Here is a 324-nt window from a genome sequence, read left to right as displayed (position 1 = left end):
GCTTCGGGTTGATAAAACGCCAGCCCATGGTGGTGTCTTCAATCTTTTGACTACGACCAAATGCACTCTCAGATTTACCCATCACAAATGGAGCACGTGACATAGATTCAACACCACCTGCCACAATCACGTCAGCTTCACCAGCTTTAATGGCACGCGCGGCCATTGCTACGGTATCGAGTGATGAACCACATAAACGGTTGACTGTGGTTGCAGGTACTGTATAAGGAATCCCTGCTAAAAGCGCCGACATACGACCGACGTTACGATTATCTTCACCGGCTTGGTTGGCACAGCCAAATAAAACGTCATCGACGACATTCC

General features: G+C 48.8%; 1 protein-coding gene. It reads right to left on the bottom strand.

From position 1 onward, the window contains the following. On the bottom strand, positions 1-324 hold a 324-nt coding region (locus AC1M9D_RS14140; protein WP_481612450.1), incomplete at both ends, for a thiolase family protein.

The sequence above is a fragment of the Acinetobacter sp. ANC_7682 genome (assembly GCF_056779795.1).
Note: the sequence above shows the minus strand (reverse complement) of the source record. Positions and strands in the feature narration are given on the sequence as shown.